Origin of the sequence: Salmonella sp. SAL4457 (assembly GCF_046548235.1) — a bacterium.
Lineage (GTDB): Bacteria > Pseudomonadota > Gammaproteobacteria > Enterobacterales > Enterobacteriaceae > Salmonella > Salmonella enterica.
Genome location: NZ_JBGDZO010000656.1, coordinates 1 through 264, shown reverse-complemented (window position 1 = coordinate 264; position 264 = coordinate 1). Strand labels below are relative to the sequence as shown.

Sequence of the window (264 nt, the reverse complement as noted above, 5' to 3'; positions counted from 1 at the left end):
CCGCTGCACCTGTTCTCCCTGCTGCTGTCGATCCTGGTGTTGCTGGCCCTCAGCCACCTGGGAATCGGTCCCGAGCTGGACAAGGCCACCCCGCGCTTCGTCATCTACGACACCAACGAAGTGCTCGGCCGCACCCACCCGGAACTCTTCCTGCACTGGATGAGCAACACCGAACTGTTCGTCAACAGCATCCTGCAGATCCTCCTGCTGCAGGCCTGGAATCCCTATTACCTGACCTTCAACGCGCCGTTGTGGTCGCTGTCG

The 264-nt window shown here is 61.4% G+C and carries 1 pseudogene; it reads left to right on the top strand.

The annotated features are described in order from the left end of the window. A pseudogene (locus ACLJNW_RS25825) lies at window positions 1-264 on the top strand (acyltransferase); the annotation flags it as partial.